The sequence below is a fragment of the Rhizobium yanglingense genome, from assembly GCF_977109285.1.
Genome location: NZ_CDSAWY010000005.1, coordinates 1,187,241 through 1,206,050 on the forward strand (window position 1 = coordinate 1,187,241; position 18,810 = coordinate 1,206,050).

16 protein-coding genes, 3 pseudogenes and 1 riboswitch are annotated in these 18,810 nt (G+C 60.0%); of the genes and pseudogenes, 13 read left to right on the forward strand and 6 right to left on the reverse strand.

Going from position 1 to position 18,810, the window contains the following annotated elements:
• Positions 1-67: 67 nt before the first annotated feature.
• A complete protein-coding gene (locus ACW4PC_RS15445; RefSeq protein WP_455874332.1) occupies positions 68-481 on the reverse strand; it encodes a pilus assembly protein N-terminal domain-containing protein in 414 nt (137 codons plus the stop codon).
• A 415-nt stretch (positions 482-896) separates the two neighbouring features.
• Between ACW4PC_RS15445 and ACW4PC_RS15450 the strand changes: the two are divergent.
• The 10 genes and pseudogenes from ACW4PC_RS15450 to ACW4PC_RS15495 all read left to right on the forward strand — a co-directional run bounded on the left by ACW4PC_RS15450 (position 897) and on the right by ACW4PC_RS15495 (position 10,480).
• A pseudogene (locus ACW4PC_RS15450) lies at positions 897-1,104 on the forward strand (Flp family type IVb pilin).
• 103 nt (positions 1,105-1,207) lie between these two features.
• Positions 1,208-1,726 (forward strand): annotated as a pseudogene (locus ACW4PC_RS15455) (A24 family peptidase).
• A 110-nt stretch (positions 1,727-1,836) separates the two neighbouring features.
• A complete protein-coding gene (cpaB, locus tag ACW4PC_RS15460; protein ID WP_039843569.1) occupies positions 1,837-2,649 on the forward strand; it encodes a Flp pilus assembly protein CpaB in 813 nt (270 codons plus the stop codon).
• Between the two features lie 10 nt (positions 2,650-2,659).
• Positions 2,660-4,165 carry a type II and III secretion system protein family protein gene (locus ACW4PC_RS15465; protein WP_455874333.1) on the forward strand — a complete coding sequence of 502 codons (1,506 nt, stop codon included), beginning with the start codon at positions 2,660-2,662 and terminating at the stop codon, positions 4,163-4,165.
• A 69-nt stretch (positions 4,166-4,234) separates the two neighbouring features.
• Positions 4,235-4,900: a CpaD family pilus assembly protein gene (locus tag ACW4PC_RS15470; protein ID WP_455874334.1), complete on the forward strand. Its 666-nt coding sequence runs from the start codon at positions 4,235-4,237 to the stop codon at positions 4,898-4,900.
• A gap of 19 nt (positions 4,901-4,919) precedes the next feature.
• The gene (locus tag ACW4PC_RS15475) at positions 4,920-6,200 is read left to right on the forward strand and encodes an AAA family ATPase (RefSeq protein ID WP_455874335.1); all 1,281 of its coding nucleotides are present in this window, start codon (positions 4,920-4,922) and stop codon (positions 6,198-6,200) included.
• A 31-nt stretch (positions 6,201-6,231) separates the two neighbouring features.
• The gene (locus tag ACW4PC_RS15480; RefSeq protein ID WP_455874336.1) at positions 6,232-7,707 is read left to right on the forward strand and encodes a CpaF family protein; all 1,476 of its coding nucleotides are present in this window, start codon (positions 6,232-6,234) and stop codon (positions 7,705-7,707) included.
• The gene (locus ACW4PC_RS15485) at positions 7,707-8,714 is read left to right on the forward strand and encodes a type II secretion system F family protein (protein WP_455875032.1); all 1,008 of its coding nucleotides are present in this window, start codon (positions 7,707-7,709) and stop codon (positions 8,712-8,714) included. The genes ACW4PC_RS15480 and ACW4PC_RS15485 overlap by 1 nt, the downstream gene beginning before the upstream one ends.
• 15 nt (positions 8,715-8,729) lie before the next feature.
• Entirely contained in the window at positions 8,730-9,713 is a 984-nt protein-coding gene (locus tag ACW4PC_RS15490) for a type II secretion system F family protein (RefSeq protein ID WP_455874337.1), read from the forward strand.
• Between the two features lie 35 nt (positions 9,714-9,748).
• A riboswitch (ZMP/ZTP riboswitch) is annotated at positions 9,749-9,827 on the forward strand.
• 20 nt (positions 9,828-9,847) lie between these two features.
• A complete protein-coding gene (locus ACW4PC_RS15495; RefSeq protein ID WP_455874338.1) occupies positions 9,848-10,480 on the forward strand; it encodes a LysE family translocator in 633 nt (210 codons plus the stop codon).
• Positions 10,481-10,487: 7 nt separating this feature from the next.
• Here the strand turns inward: ACW4PC_RS15495 and ACW4PC_RS15500 are convergent, their stop codons facing one another.
• Positions 10,488-11,312, reverse strand: coding sequence for a tetratricopeptide repeat protein (locus tag ACW4PC_RS15500; RefSeq protein ID WP_455874339.1), 825 nt, complete (start codon positions 11,310-11,312; stop codon positions 10,488-10,490).
• Positions 11,313-11,455: 143 nt separating this feature from the next.
• Between ACW4PC_RS15500 and ACW4PC_RS15505 the strand changes: the two genes are divergently transcribed.
• The 3 genes from ACW4PC_RS15505 (at position 11,456) to ACW4PC_RS15515 (ending at position 14,173) form a co-directional block, all read left to right on the forward strand.
• The gene (locus tag ACW4PC_RS15505) at positions 11,456-12,841 is read left to right on the forward strand and encodes a leucyl aminopeptidase family protein (RefSeq protein WP_455874340.1); all 1,386 of its coding nucleotides are present in this window, start codon (positions 11,456-11,458) and stop codon (positions 12,839-12,841) included.
• Positions 12,842-12,956: 115 nt separating this feature from the next.
• Positions 12,957-13,307: a MarR family winged helix-turn-helix transcriptional regulator gene (locus ACW4PC_RS15510; protein ID WP_028739383.1), complete on the forward strand. Its 351-nt coding sequence runs from the start codon at positions 12,957-12,959 to the stop codon at positions 13,305-13,307.
• 11 nt (positions 13,308-13,318) lie between these two features.
• Positions 13,319-14,173: a C40 family peptidase gene (locus tag ACW4PC_RS15515; protein ID WP_455874341.1), complete on the forward strand. Its 855-nt coding sequence runs from the start codon at positions 13,319-13,321 to the stop codon at positions 14,171-14,173.
• Here the strand turns inward: ACW4PC_RS15515 and ACW4PC_RS15520 are convergent.
• The 4 genes and pseudogenes from ACW4PC_RS15520 to ACW4PC_RS15535 form a co-directional block, all read right to left on the reverse strand.
• Positions 14,174-15,026: pseudogene (locus ACW4PC_RS15520) on the reverse strand (ABC transporter permease). It abuts the gene before it with no gap.
• Between the two features lie 2 nt (positions 15,027-15,028).
• Complete coding sequence (locus ACW4PC_RS15525) at positions 15,029-15,976, reverse strand: ABC transporter permease (protein ID WP_455874342.1); 948 nt, start codon at positions 15,974-15,976, stop codon at positions 15,029-15,031.
• Positions 15,977-16,218: 242 nt separating this feature from the next.
• Entirely contained in the window at positions 16,219-17,751 is a 1,533-nt protein-coding gene (locus ACW4PC_RS15530) for an ABC transporter substrate-binding protein (RefSeq protein ID WP_455874343.1), read from the reverse strand.
• A 123-nt stretch (positions 17,752-17,874) separates the two neighbouring features.
• A complete protein-coding gene (locus ACW4PC_RS15535) occupies positions 17,875-18,780 on the reverse strand; it encodes a LysR family transcriptional regulator (RefSeq protein ID WP_455874344.1) in 906 nt (301 codons plus the stop codon).
• Positions 18,781-18,810 lie beyond the last annotated feature (30 nt).

Sequence of the window (18,810 nt, forward strand, 5' to 3'; positions counted from 1 at the left end):
AAGGTGTGTTCGTTGATTTTCCGTTTCAGGGCGGATCAACAATTTAACGGATGACGACGATCCTGCGTCAGCCGCCGGCATCTGCCGCATTGTTCTGCTGCGTGTGTTGTTCGCAGTTCGGCGTGCAGGAAAGGACGGAGCGATCGGTCTGCCGGTAGACGCGAACCGTATTGCCTTCGTCGATGGAAACGAGGACCGTCTCGTCGAGTATCGCGTTGCCATCGGCATCGAGCAGCACCAGATTGGTCGTCCCGAAACTGCGGCCTGTCAGCACGATCGTCTTTGGATCGGCAACGGTCGCGTCGGCAACCTTGGAATTGCCGATGATCACTTTGCTGGCTGGCCGGTCGAGCTTCAAAACACGCGCGTGATCCATATAGACGCGCAGCACGTCTTCCTCGGCGCGCGCGGGAGCCTGAAGCCCGCAAAGCACGAGGATGGCTGCCGCGGTAAAGGAGGTAGTCTTGCCGCTCGATGGCATAGCGTTCTCTTTATTGGGATCCGGATCAGAGTTCCGGGAGAAATCTCAAGACAGAATGGAAAAAAATGGTGAATGAAGCTTTAAGAATGGCCAGCCCTGCCTGATGATGGCACGTGTTTATCCAAATTGGGTCAGGCAAGGAGGATTTCCCGGGGCATGGTGATCTGTAATGGCGCAGCCTATGTAATGTTTTGGTGCATCCCGAAGATCGGTGTTTTATAGGATCTGCAATATAGATAAAATTGAATATATCCGAGTAACGCAATACTTACCATGGAAGTTTCTACTTTAGCATTTACGATCTGGTAACCCTCTTCCTTAAGCCGATTGAAACAGCCCCTCGCTAGGTTGTGGCATCCGATCAACGGCAACAGTTGGCGGACGTGCTGAACCTCAACTGGAGTTAGGAGTAACCATGACCAAGCTTTTTAGCCGTTTTCTGAAGGACGAATCCGGCGCGACCGCAATCGAATACGGCCTGATCGCAGCGCTGATTTCCGTAGCGCTCATCGCCGGCGCCACCAGCCTCGGCGGCACTCTGAACAACACGTTCAGGCAATCTTTCGACTAAGATGAACTGCGCCGCGGCACAACAGGTACATAGGCGCCTATTAAATGAATGAGCCTTAGTGCCGTTAAACAGGCGAACTGGCCACGCGCACTGTTTATTCGTCAGGTTCACATGTCCGCGCGCGAGCCGTCGTCGATTTCATCGGATGGCAACATATGATTGCTGCTGCAATATTCGTGATCTTTCCACTCTGCCTCGCGATAGCGGCGTTGCTCGGATCTGTATCACGATGACGATCCCGAACCGTGTATCGCTCATTCTCGTCATTTCGTTTCTGATCATCGCACCTCTTCACGGGGATGGCAATTCCGGTGATCGGCATGCATCTTGCTGGCAGGTCTCGCTGTATTCTGCGGCTGTTTCGCGCTCTTTGCCTTGAACGTCATGGGCGGAGGGGACGCGAAGCTTCTCAGCTGCCGCTGCGCTCTGGTTCGGCTTCAATCAAAGCCTGTTCCTGTTCATTTGTTGCGTCGGCGTGATTGGCGGCTTGCTGACGTTTGCTCATTCTGATGATACGGTCGCAATCCAATACGATCCTCGCCATTGGTCTGCCGGTTCCGAATTCGCTGCTGCTCGCGAAGAAGATTCCCTACGGCATCGCAATCGCGATTGGCGGCTTCATGGCGTTCCCGTACTCGCCGATGCTGATTAATGCGCTGGAAACGTTGAAGTAACGGCGTTTTAAACGTCCGTTAACTTAAAATGTAAGTGTTCCGTTAACTATAATTACACCAATTCCTGAGCATTCTTCGGGGTGAACATGCCGTCTCCCGAGGACTGAATAATGAAGCCCGCCCGTTTGATGATACTTTCAGTGGCCGTCGTTGCCGCTGGGCTCGCCGGTTTTCTGGCGATGAAGCTTGCCGGGCGGGGCGGTGTCGTCACGCAGGTGCAATCGGTCGTCGAAAAGGAACCGACGGTCAATGTGCTGGTCTCGAGCGCCAATCTACCGGTCGGCGCCCGCATTGACGACAAGGCGGTTCACTGGATGCCCTGGCCGCGGGGCGCTGTCGTTCAGGGCTTTATCACCGAAGCCGACAAGCCGGATGCGGTCAAGGATATGCTGGGCGCGGTGGTCCGCCTGCCGATCTTCGAAGGCGAGCCGATCCGCCCGGAAAAAATCGCCGATTCCAACAGCCGTATACTCTCGGCGCTTCTGCCCGCCGGCAAGCGCGCCGTCGCAACGGAAATCTCGGTCGCAACCGGCGCCGGCGGGTTCATCCTTCCGAACGACCGCGTCGACGTCATCATGGTCCGCAGGGCGCAGGGAAGCGACAAGTTCCTGACCGAGGCCGTGCTGAGCAACGTCCGCGTTCTCGCCATCGATCAGCAGATCCAAGAAAAAGACGATGGTTCCAAGGCTGTCGTAGGCACCACGGCGACCCTGGAACTGACGCCCGATCAAACCAAGGTTCTGACTGTCGCGCAACAGATGGCCGACAAGCTGTCGCTTGCCTTGCGTTCTGTAGCCGACGCGCAGGAGCAGGATACGAGTGCCGCCGATTATCTCCTGAACGGAGACAATGGAAGCGCGCTGGTTCAGGTCATCAAGTCCGGTTCGATCGTCACAGACAGCAGTGCGCCAAAGGCCGAGTGAGGGGAAATTAATGGTCAACACAATGCGGCGCACCAAATCTCTCCTTGCAGGCTTCCTCACACTGGCGATCGTCGTTTCGGGGCTGACGCCTCCTGCCTTCGCGCCACTCGTTGGCGCAGGGATAGCGCATGCGGAATCGGAAGGCGTCATCCAGATCTCGCGGACCGGTCCCGGCGCCCACCGCCGCCTTAAACTCGGTCTCAACAAGGCAGTCGTCGTCGACCTGCCCGAAGAAGCACATGATATCCTCGTCTCCGATCCGTCGATGGCAGATGCCGTAACGCGCACCTCGCGCCGCATCTACCTCTTCGGCAAGAAGGTCGGCCAAACCAACATCTTCATTTTCGGAAGCGATGGCCAGGAGGTCGTGAGCCTCGACATCGAAATCGAACGCGATGTCTCCGGTCTCGAGACGAACCTGAGGCGCTTCATCGTCAACTCCAACATCAAGGTCGAGATCGTGTCCGACAACATCGTGCTGACCGGCACCGTCCGCACGCCTCAGGATGCCAAGCAGGCGGCCGACCTCGCCCAGGCATTTCTGAACGGTGGCGAAGCGACGACGCGAACCGAGACGGCCGCCAGCAGCGCACAGCAGGGCGATGTCGCGATTTTCGCCGAGGCGCGCCAGGAATCGCAGGTCGTCAATCTGCTGCAGATTGAGGGCGAGGACCAGGTCACGCTCAAGGTGACGATCGCCGAAGTTCGCCGCGAGATCCTGAAACAGCTCGGCTTCGACAATCTCGTATCGAATTCCTCGGGTATGACCGTAGCGCAACTCGGAACACCCGCGACGGATAGCGCCACTGCGACGGTCGGCGGCGGACTTGCCGCTCTCTTCAAGAGCTCGATCGGCAAATACGACATATCGACATATCTGAGCGCCCTGGAGCAGGCGAAGGTCGTCAGAACGCTCGCCGAGCCTACGCTGACGGCAATTTCCGGTCAGGCTGCCACCTTCAATTCCGGTGGCCAGATCCTGTTTTCGACGACCGACAACGACGGCAACGTGACCGTGGTTCCCTACAACTACGGCATCAATCTGGCCTTCAAGCCGGTGGTTCTCTCCTCGGGACGCATCAGCCTTGAAATCGTGACGAATGTATCCGAGCCGGCGGCATCCGCCTCGGGAACGCGGCCGACTTTTCAGCGCCGTTCGGCCGAGACATCCGTCGAGCTTCCGTCCGGCGGCTCGATCGCGCTTGCCGGCCTGATCAGGGACAACGTTTCGCAGACATCGAACGGCACGCCGGGTGTGAACAAGATCCCGCTGCTGGGGACATTGTTCCGCCAGAGGACGGTGCAGCGAGAAGAAACCGAACTTGTCATTATCGCGACCCCCTATCTGGTACGCCCCGTCGCCCGCAACGAGCTTAACCGGCCGGATGACAATTTCAGTCCGGAACATGATGGCCAGGCGTTCCTCATGAACCGTGTCAACAAGGTTTATGGCCGCCGCGAAGCGCCGGTGGCAGACGCGCAATTCCACGGTTCCATTGGGTTTATCTACAAATGAGCGGCGCAGGATCGAAAACGATGAAACGATATGGTGACCGGTTGACGGCTCAAAGCGGCGAAATCCACGATGCGGTGGGCCATGCTTGGCGCGGCGGTACTTGCGGGCGCGATGCTTTCCGGCTGCGCGGCTCCACGCGACAATCTGACAACAGGCGGTATCCCCGACGACTACCGCCAGCGCCATCCGATCGTGGTGGCCGAGGCCGAGCAGACGGTCGACATCCCGGTCGCCTCGACGGATCGGCGCTTGACGATTGCCCAGCGCGATATGATCCGCGGTTTTGCAGCCAATTATACATCCCGGGCTTCCGGCCCGGTTTATGTCATGACCCCGCAAGGCTCGCCAAATTCGGCTGCCGCAAGCCAGTTGCGGAACCAGGTGCGGGCCGAGCTCTCGAAGAGAGGGATACCGAGCTCGAAGATCGTCAATGCGAGCTATTCGGCAGCTCCTGGCGATGCAGCGCCGATCCGCCTCAGTTTCGTCGGCATGACAGCCATGACCACGCAGTGCGGCCAATGGCCGAAGGATATCGGCGGCGGCTTCGACAACCAGAATTATTACAATTTCGGCTGCGCTAACCAGAACAATCTGGCCGCGCAGATCGCCAATCCGGAAGACCTGATTGCGCCACGCGGCATGACGCCGATCGATGCTGCGCGCCGCAATGACGCCATCACTGAATATCGCGAATACAGGACCGTCCTTGAACACAACAACTCAGGCACCTTCTAATGAGGAGCGGATCCAGACGATGAGCCCGATCGAATACGAGATCAAGAACACGACGGAGCTCCAGCATGCGGAAGACGCCGTTCGCATGGGCGAGCTGGAAAATATGCGGCCGCTGCCGCGTATTTCCGTGCACGCTTTCTGCGAAAGTGAGGCGCTTCAGCGGGTGATGGAGCGTTGCGGCAACGACCGGCGGATGGCGAAGGTGAGCCTGCGGATCACCAGCGGCGGCATTGCGGCCGCTGCGAACATGTTCGCCAGCGCTCCGACCCCCAACCTGATCATCCTCGAAACCAAGGCCAATGCGGCAAGCCTGCTCTCAGAGCTTGCGCCGCTTGCGGCCGTCTGCGATCCGAGCACAAAGGTCGTTGTCATCGGCTACTACAACGACATCGCGCTTTACCGCGAGCTGATCCGCAACGGCATTTCCGAATACATGGTTCAGCCGATCGCGATGCCGGACGTCATGATGGCCATGGCGTCGATTTTCGTCGACCCGGATGCCGAGCCGCTTGGCCGCAGCATTGCCTTCATCGGATCCAAGGGAGGCACCGGTGCCTCGACGATCGCCCACAATTGCGCTTTCGGCATCTCCAACCTCTTCTCGACCGAGACGATCCTCGCCGATCTCGATCTGCCTTACGGCACGGCAAATATCGATTTCGACCAGGACCCGACGCAGGGGATCGCCGAGGCGGTCTTTGCTCCCGATCGGCTGGACGAGGTTTTTCTCGACCGATTGCTGACGAAATGTTCCGAACACCTGTCGCTGCTTGCGGCACCGTCGCTACTCGATCGCGCCTACGATTTCGATGGCCAGGCATTTCAGCCGGTCCTTGAAGTCCTGCAGCGCAGCGCGCCGGTGACGGTGCTCGATGTTCCGCACGCCTGGTCGGAATGGACGCGCTCGGTCCTGGCTGCCGCGGATGAGGTCGTTATCTGCGCCGTTCCCGATCTCGCGAACCTGCGCAACGCAAAGAACATGCTCGATGCGCTGCGCAAGCTGCGCCCGAACGATAAGATGCCGCATCTGATCCTCAATCAGGTGGGCATGCCGAAACGGCCGGAAATCGCTCCGTCCGATTTCTGCGAACCGCTCGAGATCGAGCCGATCGCGATCATTCCTTTCGATGTCGGTCTGTTCGGCAATGCCGCCAATAGCGGTCGCATGATCTCGGAGATGGATCCGAAATCGCCAACCGCCGAAACCTTCTCGCAGCTGGCACACATCGTCACCGGCCGTGTGGCCATCAAGAAGGCGAAGCGCAGCGGGCTGATGGGGCTGCTGAAGCGCGCCAAGTAAGAGACGAAAACGAGTAGATTGGATTTGTGGTATGTTCGGAAAACGCGGAAATGAAGGCTTCGGAAAGGGCGGCGCCGTAAGCGCACCGCCACCGCCGCCTGCCGCGGCGGCTCCTTCTTCCGCGCCCGCCGTGCTGGTCGAGCCGGCAAGAGAGCCTGGCCGGCCCCAGGTGACACCGCCGCCGATGCAGACCCCACAGCGCCGGCGGCCGGCCCGCACCGACGAATATTACGACACCAAGGCGCAGGTCTTTTCGGCGCTGATCGATACGATCGACCTGTCCCAGCTTGCCAAGCTCGATGCCGAAAGCGCTCGCGAGGAAATTCGCGACATCGTCAACGATATCATCACCATCAAGAACTTCGCGATGTCGATATCCGAGCAGGAAGAGCTGCTCGAAGACATCTGCAACGATGTTCTCGGCTACGGACCGCTGGAACCGCTTCTCGCGCGCGACGATATCGCCGACATCATGGTCAACGGCGCCGGAAAGACCTTCATCGAAGTCGGCGGCAAGACGGTCGAATCGGAAATTCGCTTCCGCGACAACGGCCAGCTTCTCTCGATCTGCCAGCGCATCGTCAGCCAGGTCGGCCGCCGCGTCGATGAATCGAGCCCGATCTGCGACGCCCGTCTTCCGGATGGCTCGCGTGTCAACGTCATCGCCCCGCCGCTCGCCATCGACGGACCGGCGCTCACGATCCGTAAATTCAAGAAGGACAAGCTGACGCTCGATCAGCTCGTCCGCTTCGGCGCGATCACGCCTGAAGGCGCAACGCTCTTGCAGATCATTGGCCGGGTGCGCTGCAACGTCGTGATCTCCGGCGGTACCGGTTCTGGCAAGACGACGCTTCTGAACTGCCTGACGAACTATATCGACAGAGACGAGCGGGTCATCACCTGTGAGGATACGGCGGAACTGCAGTTGCAGCAGCCGCATGTCGTTCGGCTGGAAACCCGCCCGCCGAACATCGAAGGCGAAGGCGAGATCACCATGCGTGATCTCGTCAAGAACTGCCTTCGCATGCGTCCGGAACGCATCATCGTCGGCGAAGTGCGCGGACCGGAGGTTTTCGATCTTCTGCAGGCGATGAATACCGGTCATGACGGCTCGATGGGAACGATCCACTCGAACTCGCCGCGCGAATGCCTGAGCCGTATCGAATCCATGATCGCCATGGGCGGCTACAGTCTCCCGGCAAAGACCGTTCGCGAAATCATCGCCGGCTCGATCGACGTCATCATTCAGGCAGCGCGTCTTCGCGACGGCTCGCGGCGCATCACGGCGATCACCGAGGTGATCGGCATGGAAGGCGATGTGATCATCACCCAGGATCTGATGCGCTACGAGATCGAAGGCGAGGACGCTGGCGGCCGACTGATCGGCCGTCATATGTCGACCGGTATCGGCAAGCCGCATTTCTGGGATCGCGCGCGCTACTACAACGAGGAAAAGCGCCTGGCCGCCGCCTTGGATGAGATGGAAGCAAAGTCGAAGGAAGTATGATGTTCGGTCTCGATCCGATAGTGCTCGCCATCATCGTGCTGGTTGCGGTCGCTGCGGGTGCGGTTTGCTATGGCCTGCTCTTCAGCCGTATGGAGACCGAGAAGAAAGCTGCCAATCGCGTCAGCCGCGTCGCTTCAACCGAGACCGACCGGGTGAAGGTCAAGGCCGCTCGGGACCGTGTCCAGGAAATGTCGAAACGCCGCAAGTCGGTGCAGGACAATCTCAAGGACCTCGAAAAGCGCCAGCAGGAAAACACAAAACGGAAACTGTCCCTGAAGTCGCGGCTGACCCAGGCGGGCTTTGCGATCACGCCCGCCAAATTCTACATGTTCAGCGCGGCCTTCGGCCTGTTCCTGATGCTCATCGCGCTGCTCGCCGGCGTGCCGATGCTGGTCGTACTTGCGCTTCCGGTCGTTGCCGGCCTCGGCCTGCCGCGATGGATCCTGGGCTTCCTGATAAAGCGCCGCCAGAACAAATTCCTCGACGAATTTCCGAACGCGCTCGACGTCATCGTGCGTTCGATCAAGTCTGGCCTGCCGCTGAACGACGCGATCCGCCTCATCGCAAACGAGGGCCGCGATCCGGTGAAAACCGAATTTCGCCGTGTCGTGGAGTTGCAGCAGGTCGGCCTCAGTGTTCCCGACGCCTGTGCGCGCATGACCAACTACATGCCGCTGCAGGAAGTAAGCTTCTTTGCGATCGTCATCGCCATTCAGTCGCAGGCCGGCGGCAATCTTTCCGAAGCGATCGGCAATCTCTCGAAGGTTCTCCGCGACCGTAAGAAGATGAAGGCCAAGGTGAAGGCGCTGTCGATGGAGGCCAAGGCTTCCGCCGTCATCATCGGCGCTTTGCCCTTTATCGTCGCCACGCTCGTCTACCTCACGTCACCGCAATACATGATGGTTCTGTTCACCGATCCGCGGGGGCACTTCATCATGGGTGTATCGGCGGTCTGGATGTCGATCGGCATCTTCGTCATGCGCAACATGGTCAATTTCGACATCTAGCCGGAGGCAAGCGTCATGTCAGCAGATCTTGCAGCGCGATTGACCGATCCGGCCATGCTGGTCGCGCTTCTCGTTGCGATCGCTGTCTTTGCGACCTTCTACACGATCGCCGTTCCCTTCTTCGAGCGCGGCGATCTGAACAAGCGCATGCGCGCCGTTTCGACGGAGCGTGATCAGATCAGAGCGCGCGAGCGTGCCCGTATGAACACGGAGGCGGGAAACAAGACGTCGCTTCGCAACCAAAACAATCGCTCTGTTCGCCAAATCGTCGAGCGCTTCAATCTGCGCAAAGCGCTGGTCGACGAAAACACGATGAACAAGCTGCGCGCAGCCGGCTACCGCTCGGAAAACGCTCTGAACACCTTCCTCGTCGCCCGCTTCCTTCTGCCCTTCGTTTTCCTCGCCCTCGCCGCCTTTTGGATTTTCGGTCTCGGCAACCTCGCAGCCAAGCCGCTTCCTATCCGCCTGCTTGCTATGATCGGCACGGGCTATCTCGGTTTTTATGCGCCGAACATCTTCATCTCGAACCGCATGTCGAAGCGTCAGCATTCGATCAAGCGTGCCTGGCCGGATGCGCTCGACCTGATGCTGATTTGCGTCGAGTCCGGTATCTCGATCGAAGCAGCGATGCGCCGCGTATCGGAAGAGCTCGGCGAACAGTCGCCGCCGCTTGCCGAAGAAATGGTGCTGACGACGGCCGAGCTTTCCTTCCTGCCGGACCGCCGTCAGGCGCTCGAAAACCTCGGCACGCGCACGCAAATCGATCTCGTGCGTTCAGTCACCCAGGCCCTCATCCAGGCCGACCGCTACGGCACGCCGATTTCGCAGGCGCTGCGCGTTCTCGCACAGGAAGGCCGAGACGAGCGCATGAACGAGGCTGAAAAGAAGGCGGCTGCCCTGCCGCCGAAGCTGACCGTTCCGATGATTTTGTTCTTCCTTCCCGTTCTCGTTGCCATCATCCTCGGCCCGGCCGGCATCCAGGTCGCCGACAGGTTCTGATGCCGCTTGCAGGCGATGCGGAAACCAGCTAGCCGTAGTTTTAGCGTGTCTGGCGAATGAGATCGAAGACCATCGGGAAGCGCTGATGTGACCGCCGCTCGCCTGGCGTCTTTCGAAATCAGGAGCGAGCCTTTATGTCTTCCGCAGCCATCCTCACCAGCATTTTTGCAGCACTGATGGTCGGAGCGATGAGCCCCGGCCCGAGTTTCGTCGTCGTTTCCCGCATCGCCATTTCCCGCTCGCGCCTTGATGGCCTGGCAGCGGCGCTCGGGATGGGTGTCGGTGGCGTCATGTTCGGCATTCTTGCGCTCGCAGGCCTGACGGCTTTGCTGACGCAATTCGCGTGGCTTTACCTGGTGCTCAAGTTTGCAGGCGGTGCCTATCTCGTCTATATCGCGTTTCGCATCTGGCAGGGCGCGAAGGCGCCTCTCGAGGTGTCCGGTGCGGTTGAGGGCAGGGCGTCGCTCGGCCGCAGTTTCTCGATGGCGCTGCTGACGCAGCTCAGCAATCCGAAGACCATCATCGTCTATGCGAGCATATTCGCAGCGTTTCTGCCGAAAACCGTACCCGCAGGTGTCATGATAGGTCTGCCGATCGGAATCTTCGCGATTGAGGCAGGATGGTATGCGATCGTGGCGTTGGCTTTCTCCGCCCGCCGTCCGCGCCAGGTCTATTTGGCCGCCAAGCACTGGATCGACCGCGCTGCTGGGCTGGTCATGGGCGGGCTGGGTTTGCGCTTGATCTTCTCCGGCACGATGCTTCGGTAGCCGGAGATCAGTTGGTGTTGTTTGCCGGCGCGCTGTCCTTCGCCGCGAGCTTCTGCCATGAATTCTGCTGGGAAAGCATCGAACGCAAATAGGCGACGTTGGCGTCTGCCTGCTGCGGCGCGAGCTCGCGGCGGGCGATCTCTTCGGCCTCCGGAAAGCGTCCCTGCAGGCCGACAGCAAGGGCGAGGTTCTGCCTGACGCGGCTATCGGCGCCCGGCTGGCTCGCCGCCTGCTTGAGATAGGTTTCAGCGGTCCTGAGATCGCCTGTCAGCACGTAGGACATGCCGAGATTTGAAAGCACGGAAGGCTCGTTCGGCATGATGTCCAGCGCATCGCGATAACGCGCTCGCGCATCGCTTGGCTTGCCCATCTGGTCGAAAATCGCGCCCTGGGCAGAAATGAGCTTCCAGTCAGGCCGGTCAGGGGTTTGCGCCCGACCGATCGTGTCGAGCGCTTGCTGGAACTGTCCTGCGGCTGCCTGGGCCTTGCCGTAGGCAGCAAGGACATTGCGGTCTTTGGGATTGGAAATCGCAACCTGCTGCATGACGGCAAGCGCCTGCGCGTCGCGCCCGGCCATGCGCAGCAGGTTGGCGTAGTTGACGCCGTTTACCGGATCGCGGGGGTTTTTCTCGTAGGCCTGCCCGACCCGGTCCGTCATTGCGTGAAGCTCGTTCGCATCCATGGTTTCGACCGGCTTTGTCAGCTTCGGCACCGAACCCGTCGTCATCTTGTCCTTGGTCGTCGAGCAACCAGCGAGCGCGGTGACAACCAGCGCTGCGGTGACGCACTGGAAAATACGGTTCTTGAATGGATGGATGGCCGGGAGAGGCATTGCGCTTTCCTGAATTCAGAAACTGGCGTTTTACCTCTAAGCGGAACAGGGAAAGGTTTGACGCAATCTTCACTCCAGCAATAGTCTGTTAACCCTAACGGACCGTTAAAAAAACGATTCCCGGACATCGTCGAAGGATAAATATGGCCCCCTATCAGTTCATCGAGAGACCGACGCCTTTCAACACGAAAGGCGGTTCCACATTGCCGATCTTCGCGGTCACGCCGGCGCATATCGAGACCGGCACGATCGATCCGATCGCGCTCGATTGGGCGAAGAAGGCAGGCTACAAGGCGGAAAGCGGTTCGCTGTTGCTGATCCCGACCGCCGCCGGCCATCTCGGCGGCGCGCTTTTCGGCCTCGGCGCCAATCCATCGGAGCAGCCCTATATCACCGGCAAGCTTGCCCGTTCACTGCCCGCCGGTGACTGGCATATCGAAACTGCACCGCTGACGGCAAACCGCCTGTCGCTCGGTTTCGGTCTCGGCAGCTACCGTTTCGACCGCTATCGTTCCGACAAGCAGGCAGCCGCGACGCTGATGATCCCGCGCGATGCCGATGGCGCGGATATCAAGCGTCAGCTCGCAGGCGTGTTCCTCGCACGCGATCTCATCAACACACCGACCAATGACATGGGCCCCGAACAGCTCGAAGCTGCCTTCCGCGGCCTGGCCGAGCACTACAAGGCGGAAATGTCGGTCACCATCGGTGATGATCTGCTGAAGGAGAACTTCCCACTGGTCCACACCGTCGGCCGCGCCAGCGCCGACGCGCCACGGCTTCTGGAACTGCGCTGGGGGAAGAAGGGCCACCGCAAGGTTACGCTTGTCGGCAAGGGCGTCTGCTTCGATACCGGCGGCCTCGACATCAAGCCGGCCTCCTCCATGCTCTTGATGAAGAAGGACATGGGCGGTGCGGCGAACGTGATGGGTCTTGCGCTGATGATCATGGACGCGAAGCTGAAGGTCGACCTCCGCGTCATCATTCCCGTCGTTGAAAATTCGATTTCGGCAAATGCGTTCCGCCCGGGAGACATCTACAAGAGCCGCAAGGGCCTGACAGTCCAGATCGACAATACCGATGCGGAAGGCCGCCTGATCCTCGCCGATGCGCTTGCTTATGCCGACGAGGAATCACCGGATCTCCTGATCGACATGGCGACGCTGACGGGCGCTGCCCGCGTTGCGCTCGGCCCCGATCTTCCGCCCTTCTTCACGGATGACGAAAACCTTGCCCACGATCTGAATGAAGCAAGCCTCGAGACGGACGACCCGCTGTGGCGGCTCCCGCTCTATATGGGCTATGACAAGGATATCCGCGCCAAGATCGCCGACATCACCAACGCTCCGGCGGGCGGCATGGCGGGTGCGATCACGGCGGCGCTGTTCCTGAAACGCTTTGTCAGCAACGCCAAGAGCTGGGCGCATTTCGACATCTACGGCTGGGCGCCGACTGAGCGCGCTCATTCGCCAGGCGGCGGCGAGGCGCAGGCGATCCGCGCGCTTTACCACCATATCCGCCGCGGCTGACCGCGATCATTAAAATTTTATTCACCTTGGGAGGCGGCAAATTCTGCCGCCTCTTGCCTGCCGGCATCCTCTCCCGGAAAATAGAACGCTAACGTAATGATTTTCCGGAGGAGCCTTGCCGATCGAATTGACTGCCTCGCAGGCCCTGCGGCTTTGGCACGGCGTTACGCTCAACCAGGTTCACCATGACGAACGTGATTTGACGTTGCGCCAGATGGCGATCCTGCTGCATATCTATCTGGTGCCGCCGCCCCATACGGTACGGGGGCTTGCCGCGACGCTGAACGTGACGAAACCGGTTATCACCCGGGCGCTGGATACCATGGGCGAAATGGGCCTTGTCGATCGGGCACGCGACGAAAGCGACCGGCGGAACGTGATCATCAAGCGCACCGTCGGCGGCGCGCTCTATCTCGAGAAGCTCGGCGACCTGGTGCGTGACCAGGGGCGCCGCCTGCCGATTTAAGTGGAATGGAGATGACGATGCTCGACCGCCGCCTGCATGCCTATCGGCTGGATCTTGCCGAAGCGAGTCTTGAAGGCAAGGTCGAAGCCTTGCGCTTCGTTTCCGGTACCCCGGCGCGGATCGCCGTTGCCGTTGCACCGCTTCGCCCGCAACCGGATATGTCAGTCGGCATCGATACGGAACTGCTCCTCGGGGAGGATGTAACGGTCTTTGACCGCGCCGGCGGCTGGTGCTGGGTAAAGGCCCGTTCGGACGGTTATGTCGGCTATATGCCGGAGGAAATGCTGTCCGACGCCCAGACGGAGCCGACACATATCGTCACCGTGCAGCGCACCTTCCTCTATCCGCAACCGGAGTTGCGAAAGCCCTATAAAGCCGTGCTTTCCATGGGCAGCCGCGTCAGGGTCGCGGGTGAGGCAGAGGTGCGCGGCAATCACTACGTCGTTCTGGAGGATGGCACCGCAATTTTTGCAAGGCATGTCCAGCCCGTCGCCGCCGGCAAGGATGACGATTATGTCGAGATCGCGTCGCGCTTCATGAATGCACCCTACTTGTGGGGCGGCCGCTCGGGCCTTGGCATCGATTGTTCCGGTCTCGTTCAACTGGCCATGCTGATGACCGGTAAAAGCGCACCGCGCGACACGGACATGCAGGCAGCAAGCCTCGGCGAGAGGATCGATCGCTCCGGACTTCGCCGCGGCGACCTCGTCTTCTGGAAGGGACATGTCGCAATCATGGAGGACCCCGAAACGATCATTCACGCCAATGGCTACACGATGACTGTCGCCCGCGAGAATTTCGAGGCCGCTGTCAAACGTATAGGCCAGCTCTACCAACAGCCGACCGGCTATCGCCGTCCGGTCTGATCAAAATCGCCGCGGGTCGAAGAAATCGCGCAGTCCATCGCCCAGCAGGTTGAAGCCGAGAACGGCAAGTCCGATCGTAAGCCCTGGCAGGATGGCAAGCCATGGCGCCAGCCCAAGATAGGTTTCGGGAATCGGCGAGCATCCGGCCCCAGGTCGGCGCCGGCGGCGCCACGCCGAGGCCAAGGAAACTTAGACCGGCCTCGGTGAGGATCGCCAGCCCAAGCTGGATCGCGGCATGGACGATGATCTGGTTCATGATGTTCGGCAACACATGGCGCACCGAGATCGTCAAGCGGCTGTTGCCGATCGCGCGCGCCGCCAGCACATAGTCGCGGCTCCAGGCCTGGAGGGCAGCAGCAAGTGTGACCCGCGCGAAGACCGGGATCATGAAGACGGCAATCGCTGTGATCGCCGTGAACCTGCCGGATCCGAGAAAAGCGCCGAGGATCATCGCCGAGAGGATCGGCGGCAGCGCGAAGATGACGTCGCAGACGCGCATCAGCAGTGTTTCGAAAATGCCGCGGGTGGCTGCGGCCGAAATGCCGGCAGCCGAACCGATCGTGCCGCCGATGGCCACCGCGGTGATGGCGATCGACAGCGAATTCCAGCATCCGGCCATCAGCATCGAAAGAACGTCGCGGCCGAATTGATCGGTGCCGAGCACCCCGAAAGCGAAGGGCGGCTGCAGTTTGTAAATGATCTGCATCTTTGCAGGGGGCAGCGGCGTCCAGACGAGTGACAGAAGTGCAACCGCAACAAGCAATCCGACGATGGATGATCCGGCGAGAAGCTTTATTTGCCGGCTAATTATAAATGGCCGCCGTTTGTTGGAACTGTCCGACGCGATCGCCATTGTCACACATCCCTTCGCAGTCGCGGGTCGATCGCGAGATAGGACATATCGACGAGGAAATTCATGATGACGACGAGCGCGGCAAAGAACAGCACGACGTCCTGCATGGCGATGATGTCGCGTTGTGACAATGCCTGAAAGGCAAGCCGTCCAAGACCTGGAAGGTTGAAGACGTTTTCGACCAGGACCGCGCCCGCCACCAGGAACGTAAACTGCAGTCCAAGGGTCGTCAGGATCGGCACCAGCGCATTCGGCACGGCGTGCCGCCATAAGACTGCGCGGGCCGACAGTCCTTTGGCGAGCGCCGTGCGCGTGAAATCCTCGTGCAGCGTTTCCAGTACCGCTGTGCGGGTGACGCGCGTCAGCACGCCTGCTTGCGGAAGCGCTAAGGCTGTGGCGGGCATAACCAGCGCCTGCAGTGCAGGCCAAAGCCCGGCACCCCAGCCCGGAAAGCCACCTGCCGGCATGAGCCCAAGTGTTGTCGAAAACAGGATGATCAGCAGCAGTGCCACCCAGAAAGCCGGAACGGCAATGCTTACCTGTGAAAAGAGCGTCGCTATGATATCGGCGATGCCGTCCCGCCGTGCTGCCGCGAAGGTACCGAGCGGCACGGCGATGACGACGGAAAGGAGGACCGCGAGCAGCGCCAGCGGCAACGTCACCGCCAGCCGCTCGAGGATCAGCCCCGCAACCGGCACGCCATAGGTATAAGACTGCCCGAGATCACCGGAAAACACCCCGGCTACCCATTGGCCGTAGCGAAAGAGCAGAGGCTGGTCGAGCCCGAGTTCATGGCGAAGTGCTGCCAGCGTCTCCGGCGTCGCCGAGGTTCCGAGCATGATCGAAGCGGGATCGCCCGGCAGAAGGTCCATGACAGCAAAAATCAGGAAAGAGACGGCGGCAAGCGTCAGGATCAGTCCGGCAAAGCGGCGGCCAAGAAGCGCGATCATAGGCGCGGCTTACTTGCGGCCGACGCATTCGTCGTTCTCATTCCTATCTTTCGACTTGCTCCGGGGATCAGCACACGAATCCAGCCACGGCGCGTCGGCGTCGCGAATGACTGGATCGAAGGAAACCTTTGCGCCCAAGGAATTCGGCGTTCAGGACCCCTGTGACAAGCACAGAAATGAGGGAGAAGAGAATTGCGCGTCACCTATTCACGCCTTCTGCATATCCAGCACAAAACCCAACCTCACTCCGTCCACGCCACATTCGTCAGAACATTCGAAGGAATCGGCTCGTTTTCCCACAAGCCCTTCAGATTCTTGTCCCACACGCCGAGCTTGGGCATGACGAATAGATATAGCGCCGGCACATCCTCGGCGAGGATTTTCTGCGCCGCTTCGTTGATCTTGATCTGCAAGGTGGGGTCGGTCGTCTCCTGCACCTTCTTCACCAGATCATTGAAGACCGGGTTCTTGTAGTTGAAGTAGTAGGGATCGCGGGAATAGATGTCGATATCCATCGGCTCGGCATGCGCCACGATGGTCATTTCGTAGGCGCGCTCCTTCATTACATCCTGAACCCATTTTGCCGGAAATTCGGTCGGTTCAATGTTCATGGTCACGCCGATCTCGGCAAACATTGCCTGCATGACCTGGGCGCTGCGTGGCGCATAGGCCATCTGCGGCGATTTGATCGTGAAGGTGAAGCCATTTGGATAACCGGCTTCTGCAAGGAGTGCCTTGGCCTTTTCGGGATTGTAGGGCAACACGCCGGTCATGTCCTGATAACCCGGATCGTTCGGCGTATAATGGCTACCGATCGCCGTGCCGAGGCCCGACCAGGCGCCGTCGATCACCGTCTGGCGGTCGATCGCCATCATCAGGGCCTGGCGCACTCGCTTGTCGTCGAAAGGCTTCCTGGAATTGTTCATGCCCGCAACGACCTTGAGCTCGGTATTGCCGATCTTCGTCACGAGCCGCGGATCACCTTTAAACGAGCTCATCAGCTCGGGCGCTGCGAATTCCGGAATGGCGTCCACGTCACCTGCCTTCAGTGCGGCAGCCTGTGCTTGCGGGTCGGCTATGAAGCGGAAGGTCACCTTGTCGAGCTTCACGGATACTTGGCTGTTCCAGTAGGCTTCGTTTTTCGTGAGCTCGACCTTGTCGCCCTTCGCCCAGTTGACGAATTTGAACGGACCGGTTCCGACCGGGTGCGTCTTGTCGCTGGCAGCGGAGTTCGGACCAACCATGACCGATGCCGGCCAACCAAGCCAGTAAAGCAGGCTTCCCGTCGGCTGCGAGAGCTGCAGCACCAGCGTTTCGGGATCGGGCGTATCGATGGAGGCAATCGAGGCGAAGAAGCGCTTCTGCGGATTGACCGAATCTTTGCCGCGGGCACGCTCCAACGCGAACTTGGCCGTAGCGGAATCGAAGGTTTCGCCGTCGTGGAACTTGACGCCGGTCTGCAGCTTGAACGTATAGGTCAGCCCGTCCGGCGAAATTTCCCAGCTCTTGGCAAGCTGCGGTCGGACCTTGCCGCTCTCATCGATAGACACCAGCCCTTCAAAGATATTCTGCCAGGTCACCTGACCGATCGCGACCGGGGCGGCGATTGTCGGGTCGAGCCCCGTCGGCTCGACGCTCATGCCGAGAGTGAGCACCGCCTTGCCCGCTTGAGCCGGCATGGCGACGCCTGCCATCATCACGACGGAAAGGGCAGCGCTGAGGGAGAGGCGTTGGGCAAGGCGTGTGAAAGGTGCCGGCAACAGGCTGGTGATCATAATCCTGCGGATCCCGAAAAAGCGGTGTGAAATTGATGCGAACATTTTGTGTTCACAGTGTATCGAAAAAAGCTACACACTAAAAACAGAGAAAATGCAAGCTGTCTCCTTGCGCGACCGGCCTTAGCGGCTCTTCAGTTTTGTCCGCATGAAATTCTCGATGAACCCGATGAGCTTGCCGGCCGCGAAGGAGAGCTGCCGGTCCGGTGCAATCGAGAGCTCGGCGTGGGTGCGGATGGAGGTTTCGCTGGAAAGAGGGATTGCAGCAAGCTGACCAGCCTCGATCTCGCGGCGAACAGCAAGTGCGGGCAGTAGCGTCACTGCGCTGTCGCTGAGCACGAGCTCCTTAAGCATTTCCAGCGAACTTACCGTGAAAACCGGGTCGATCGTCAGCCCCTGCCGCTCGATAAGTGCATCGAAACTCTGGCGGAAACCAAATGACTTCTCGGGAAGGGCGAGCGTATTGCGCGCAAGTTCGCGAAGGGTGATTTCCTTGCGGCCCGCCGCTGCATGACGCGCCGAAACGATCACGTCGTAAGCGATTTCAAAGCGCGTCACCACCTTTGCCTCCGACACCGGCGGCGCAAAAAGCGTCAGCGCCATGTCGGCCTGTGCTGCGTTCACCGCTTCGATGGCCTGCCGCGCGCTGGTGATCATCACTTCGAAACGAATATTGGGGTAGCTGCGGCTGAATTCCGAAAGCGCGGGTGCGAGCAGGCTAGTGACGATCGCTCCATTGGCGTAGATGGTCACCCTACCGCGCGCGATCCCCTTGAGATCTTCGATCAGCTGTTGCACGTGCTCGAGTTCGCGAAGTGTCCGTCCGGCGCGTGCGGCAAGCAGCTCACCTGCGGCCGTCAGCGTCACGCCGCGCGCGCTGCGTTCGACGAGCGCAGCGCCGAAATGCTCTTCGAGATTCTCGATCTGGCGGCTGACGGCAGTCGGCGCAACGCCCAGGTTCTCGGCAGCCTGGCGCATGGATTTGGTCCTAACCAGCTCGTCGAAATACATCAGGGCCCGGATTTGCATTTTCTCTCTCCGCCGCTTGGCCTTCTTACT